Below are 5,576 nucleotides of genomic sequence, written 5' to 3'. Positions count from 1 at the left end.
GCTCTGCTGGGATTTGTCATGCAGCGTGGGCGTTTTTGCCTGACAGGTGGTTTTCGCGATATGTATCTCGCGAAAAATAATCGCATGTTTTACGCCTTGCTGATTGCAATTTCGGTACAAAGTGTGGGGGTTTTTGCGTTAATTCAGGCGGGCCTACTGACTTACGAAGCCGGGGCGTTCCCGTGGCTTGGTACTGTTATAGGTGGGTATATCTTTGGGCTGGGAATTGTTCTGGCGGGTGGATGTGCCACCGGGACCTGGTATCGCGCGGGTGAGGGATTGATCGGCAGTTGGATCGCGCTTTTCACTTATATGGTGATGAGTGCGGTGATGCGTTCTCCACATGCCAGTGGTTTAAATCAAACCTTGCAGCACTACAGTACTGAACATAACTCTATTGCTGAGACTTTTAATTTGTCTGTGTGGCCGTTGGTTGCCGTTTTGCTGGTGATAACGCTCTGGGTGGTGATGAAAGAGTTGAAGAAGCCAAAACTCAAAGTCGCGACCTTACCGCCGCGCCGAACCGGGATCGCTCATATTCTGTTTGAAAAACGCTGGCATCCCTTTGTCACTGCTGTACTCATCGGTTTGATTGCGCTTTTAGCCTGGCCCCTGAGTGAAGCAACCGGACGCATGTTTGGGTTAGGAATCACTTCCCCAACGGCCAATATTCTGCAATTTCTGGTCGCGGGTGACGTGAAATACATTAACTGGGGCGTTTTCCTGGTGTTAGGGATCTTCGTGGGGTCATTTATTGCAGCCAAAGCGAGCCGTGAGTTCCGCGTTCGCGCAGCTGATGCACAAACAACATTACGTAGCGGGTTAGGTGGTGTACTGATGGGCTTCGGTGCCAGTATTGCAGGTGGTTGCTCTATCGGTAATGGACTGGTTATGACTGCAATGATGACCTGGCAGGGCTGGATTGGCCTTGTATTTATGATTCTCGGAGTCTGGACTGCGTCCTGGCTTGTGTATGTTCGACCGCAGCGTAAGGCGCGACTGGCGACTGCTGCGGCAAATTAAGTAAGGTGTAAAGATGGCGATTAAAAAGCTGGATGTGGTGACGCAGGTCTGTCCGTTTCCACTCATAGAAGCAAAAGCAGCACTGGCAGAAATGGCCAGCGGCGATGAGTTGGTAATTGAGTTTGATTGCACCCAGGCAACTGAAGCAATCCCACAGTGGGCGGCAGAAGAAGGACATGCCATCACCGATTATCAGCAGATTGACGATGCAGCGTGGAGCATCACCGTTCAAAAAGCCTGACTCAACATTGTCCTCCGCCGTACCAGCGGCGGAGGCTTCAAATTAGACGATCTCTTCCGCGTACTGCCAAAGTGCTTTTAACAGCGCCACTTTCTCTTTGTCATCGGCATATTGTTGTACCAGCATCTGCAATTCATCAGCATAACCCTGCAAAAACTCTGGCGTGAATACCTGGCGGCGGTGCTCCAGCCAGCGTTGCTGCTCGGCATAATCCAGCGTCCCCGGGAAGTTGCGTGCCCGATAATTGAACAACAGCTTTTCAATCCGTTTATCAACAAAAGTGATATCCAGTGCCGGTAAATTACGTGGCTCGGTTTCCAACACAATTTTCATTGCTGCACGATCTGCGTCACTGAAAAAGCCGTTATAAAGCTGTGCATCCACGTTATCTGTAGGCGTAAACGGTTCGGCTTCCGCGAATATCGCCACCACTTTTTCACGCACTTGCGGATTTTCACGCAGAATTTTCAGGTTATCGAGGCAATGCTGACGATTAATTCCCAGTCGGTCGGCATCTTCCGGGCGTAGCGTATTCGCCTGGGCCAGCACCGGACATTTATTGATGTGCACCAGCTTAACCGGAACGGCGGCGTTATCGCCAAGATCGGTTTTTGCGGTATATAAACGCTCGCGCAATGTGTCGCTATCCAGTTCCAGTAATGGCGAAATGTCTCCTGCCAAATCCACCATAATTACAGCATTGCGATTTTCAGGATGCCACGCCAGCGGTGCCACCCAGCTGGTATTGCCGCGCCATGCCCCAAACATTCCGGAAATGTGAACCAGGGGTTTCATCTGCGGAACATCAATCAACGCCATCAGTTTGTGTTTATTACGATGGGTAAAGAGATAATCAAACAGGCGTGGCTGACGCGTTTTTACCAGTTTCGCCATCGCAATAGTGGCGTACACATCAGCCATCGCATCGTGGGCGTTGCTATGTTCAATACCATTCGCTTTGGTTAAATGCTCAAGGCGAAAGCTCGGTAGACCGTCATCATTTTCAGGCCAGTTTATTCCTTCCGGGCGCAGGGCATAACAGGCACGCATAACATCCAACAAATCCCAGCGCGAGTTATCATGCTGCCAGCTCCAGGCGTAAGGATCGTAGAAATTACGATAAAAAACGTTGCGTGTGACTTCGTCGTCGAAACGCACATTGTTGTAGCCCAGAATACAGGTCTTCGGTACGGTAAAAAGCGAGTGAATACGGGCGGCAAACGCGGCTTCGTTTTCTCCTTTCGCCCGTGCTTCCTGCGGGGTAATACCGGTAATTAATACTGCTCCAGGCTGGGGTAAATAGTCATCCGCGGGCTTGCAGTAAAAGACTTCGGGTTCGCCGATGACATTGAATTCGCTATCGGTGCGAATGGCTGCGAACTGTGCAGGGCGATCTAACGCGGGGTGCGTGCCAAAGGTTTCGTAATCGTGAAACAAAAAGGTAGATTGTTGCTTACCGTCATTCATCATTAGGTTAAATCCGTTATTTCTGCTGTCTGCCAGAGTATCAAATATCACCGTGCTAATCAGCTTTAGCGCAACAATTTGACAGCGAGTGGCAACAGATCATGTCAGATAAAAATGAGAGAGTAGTCACATTTTCTTGCACTTTATTCCAGCCAGTTCATAAGTATTTCCGTAAAAAGAACAGCTATTTGAAACTCCTGAGGGTTTGCTGTTGAAACGCCGTCTTATTATTGCTGCTTCTTTGTTCGTTTTTAACTTATCGTCTGGTTTTGCGGCGGAAAACATTCCTTTTTCACCTCAGCCTCCACAGATTCATGCCGGGTCCTGGGTACTGATGGATTACACCACCGGTCAGATCCTCACCGCGGGTAATGAGCATCAACAGCGCAATCCCGCCAGCCTGACAAAGCTGATGACGGGTTATGTCGTGGATCGCGCTATCGATAGTCATCGCATTACGCCAGACGATATTGTCACCGTGGGGCGCGATGCGTGGGCGAAAGATAATCCGGTGTTTGTCGGTTCTTCACTGATGTTTTTGAAAGAGGGCGATCGCGTATCGGTACGTGATTTAAGCCGTGGTTTAATTGTGGATTCCGGAAATGACGCTTGTGTTGCTCTGGCTGACTATATTGCCGGTGGGCAACGGCAGTTTGTTGAAATGATGAACAACTATGCCGAGAAGCTGCATCTCAAGGATACGCATTTTGAAACAGTGCATGGTCTGGATGCACCTGGCCAGCATAGCTCGGCTTATGATTTAGCTGTGCTTTCTCGCGCTATCATCCACGGCGAGCCCGAGTTTTATCATATGTACAGTGAGAAAAGTCTCACCTGGAACGGTATCACCCAGCAAAACCGTAACGGGTTGTTGTGGGATAAAACCATGAATGTTGACGGCCTGAAAACGGGTCATACTTCTGGTGCCGGGTTTAATCTCATTGCTTCGGCTGTAGATGGGCAGCGTCGTCTCATTGCAGTGGTAATGGGGGCTGACAGTGCAAAAGGTCGTGAGGAAGAGGCAAGAAAATTACTGCGTTGGGGGCAACAAAACTTTACTACGGTGCAAATTTTGCACCGTGGGAAAAAGGTCGGAACGGAACGCATCTGGTATGGCGATAAAGAAAATATCGACCTGGGAACGGAACAAGAGTTCTGGATGGTGCTACCGAAAGCCGAAATTCCACATATCAAAGCCAAATATACCCTTGATGGTAAAGAGCTCACCGCGCCAATTAGCGCCCATCAGCGGGTAGGGGAAATTGAACTTTACGACCGTGATAAACAGGTGGCGCACTGGCCGCTGGTTACCCTGGAATCTGTCGGGGAAGGCAGCATGTTTTCTCGCCTGAGTGATTATTTCCACCATAAGGCCTGACCTTTCTTTTGCAGCAGACTGGCAGGAGTGCGAGTCTGCTCGCATAATCAACACTCATTCCTTGTGGTTTTAATTTTGCAACTATACTGTATATAAAAACAGCATCAATGGAGGCGTCATGAACTACGAGATTAAGCAGGAAGAGAAACGTACCGTTGCAGGTTTCCATCTCGTTGGCCCGTGGGAACAGACGGTAAAGAAAGGTTTTGAGCAGTTGATGATGTGGGTAGATAGCAAAAATATTGTGCCGAAGGAGTGGGTTGCTGTCTATTACGACAATCCGGATGAAACACCCGCCGAAAAATTACGCTGCGACACCGTCGTGACGGTACCGAATAACTTTACGCTCCCCGAAAACAGTGAGGGCGTCATTCTGACAGAAATTTCAGGTGGTCAATATGCGGTGGCGGTGGCTCGTGTAGTCGGTGATGATTTTGCTAAACCCTGGTATCAGTTCTTTAATAGCCTCTTGCAGGACAGTGCTTATGAAATGTTACCAAAGCCCTGCTTCGAGGTTTACTTGAACAATGGCGCGGAAGATGGGTACTGGGATATCGAAATGTATGTTGCGGTGCAGCCAAAACATCACTAATTCATCTCAGGGCGGTGTGTTAACGCGAAGACCACTCTTTTTTTGAAAGCGAAAAGAGTAAGATGCGCCTTTCAAATTTTTCGCTCCTGCCGGGAAATTACACTGTTCCCGGTATGTCCGTCGGATAACTCAGAGGCGCGCCTTCTGGCCGACAGATGTGTTATGAGCGCTTTTCATCTTCATTACGGAGTTTCTGAGTGCGTGCCGATAAGTCATTAAGCCCGTTTGAAATCCGGGTATACCGCCATTACCGCATTGTGCATGGTACTCGGGTCGCGCTGGCATTCCTGCTCACTTTTCTCATTATCCGCCTGTTTACTATCCCGGAAAGCACCTGGCCGCTGGTCACCATGGTGGTGATTATGGGGCCAATCTCGTTCTGGGGGAACGTTGTCCCTCGTGCCTTCGAACGTATTGGCGGTACGGTGTTGGGGTCGATTTTAGGTCTTATCGCTCTGCAACTGGAGTTAATTTCGTTACCGCTGATGTTAGTCTGGTGTGCGGCGGCGATGTTTCTTTGCGGTTGGCTGGCGCTGGGCAAGAAACCGTATCAAGGATTATTGATTGGGGTGACGCTGGCAATTGTTGTGGGTTCCCCGACAGGTGAAATTGATACGGCGTTATGGCGAAGCGGCGATGTGATCCTCGGCTCTTTACTGGCAATGTTGTTTACCGGTATCTGGCCACAACGGGCGTTCATCCACTGGCGCATTCAACTGGCGAAAAGTCTGACCGAGTATAATCGGGTCTTGTATTATCCCTCCAGTGCAGAGAAAATCGGCCAGTTTTCTCTGCCTGCAGTCCGCATGCCGTATCGGGCCTTGGGTTCTAACCTGTTGCGTAGATTTATGCAGCGGACTGCCTTTCTCCCAAAG

The 5,576-nt window shown here is 49.7% G+C and carries 6 protein-coding genes; 5 read left to right on the top strand and 1 reads right to left on the bottom strand.

Annotated features, from left to right (window positions below):
• Together tsuA and tsuB are read left to right on the top strand one after the other, a co-directional pair.
• On the top strand, positions 1–1,023 hold a 1,023-nt coding region (gene tsuA / locus E0D98_RS21055; protein ID WP_180932357.1), incomplete at its 5' end, for a thiosulfate utilization transporter TsuA/YeeE.
• A gap of 13 nt (positions 1,024–1,036) precedes the next feature.
• Positions 1,037–1,264 carry a thiosulfate utilization sulfurtransferase TsuB/YeeD gene (gene tsuB / locus E0D98_RS21050; RefSeq protein ID WP_000985270.1) on the top strand — a complete coding sequence of 76 codons (228 nt, stop codon included), beginning with the start codon at positions 1,037–1,039 and terminating at the stop codon, positions 1,262–1,264.
• Between the two features lie 42 nt (positions 1,265–1,306).
• Here the strand turns inward: tsuB and sbcB are convergent, their stop codons facing one another.
• Positions 1,307–2,734, bottom strand: coding sequence for an exodeoxyribonuclease I (gene sbcB, locus E0D98_RS21045; protein WP_000980594.1), 1,428 nt, complete (start codon positions 2,732–2,734; stop codon positions 1,307–1,309).
• Positions 2,735–2,942: 208 nt separating this feature from the next.
• Between sbcB and dacD the strand changes: the two genes are divergently transcribed.
• From dacD to E0D98_RS21030, 3 genes are all read left to right on the top strand, one after another.
• Positions 2,943–4,109, top strand: a complete 1,167-nt coding sequence (gene dacD / locus E0D98_RS21040; protein ID WP_000830170.1) for a serine-type D-Ala-D-Ala carboxypeptidase DacD — start codon at positions 2,943–2,945, stop codon at positions 4,107–4,109.
• Positions 4,110–4,227: 118 nt separating this feature from the next.
• Positions 4,228–4,701 (top strand): DNA gyrase inhibitor SbmC, encoded by a 474-nt coding sequence (sbmC, locus tag E0D98_RS21035; protein ID WP_001105416.1) that lies wholly within the window; start codon positions 4,228–4,230, stop codon positions 4,699–4,701.
• A 197-nt stretch (positions 4,702–4,898) separates the two neighbouring features.
• Positions 4,899–5,576, top strand: a 678-nt coding sequence (locus tag E0D98_RS21030; protein ID WP_001200880.1) for an FUSC family protein, incomplete at its 3' end; no start/stop codon positions are given.

This window comes from Escherichia sp. KCJ4928 (assembly GCF_004352695.1).
GTDB lineage: Bacteria > Pseudomonadota > Gammaproteobacteria > Enterobacterales > Enterobacteriaceae > ECMA0423.
The sequence above is the reverse complement of the archived record's forward strand: the minus strand, read 5'-3'. Positions and strand labels throughout refer to the sequence as shown.

Bases quoted from the DNA above. Each gene is read 5' to 3' on its own strand.
- sbcB (WP_000980594.1), bottom strand. From the start codon at position 2,734: ATGATGAATGACGGTAAGCAACAATCTACCTTTTTGTTTCACGATTAC.
- tsuB (WP_000985270.1), top strand. From the start codon at position 1,037: ATGGCGATTAAAAAGCTGGATGTGGTGACGCAGGTCTGTCCGTTTCCA.
- sbmC (WP_001105416.1), top strand. From the start codon at position 4,228: ATGAACTACGAGATTAAGCAGGAAGAGAAACGTACCGTTGCAGGTTTC.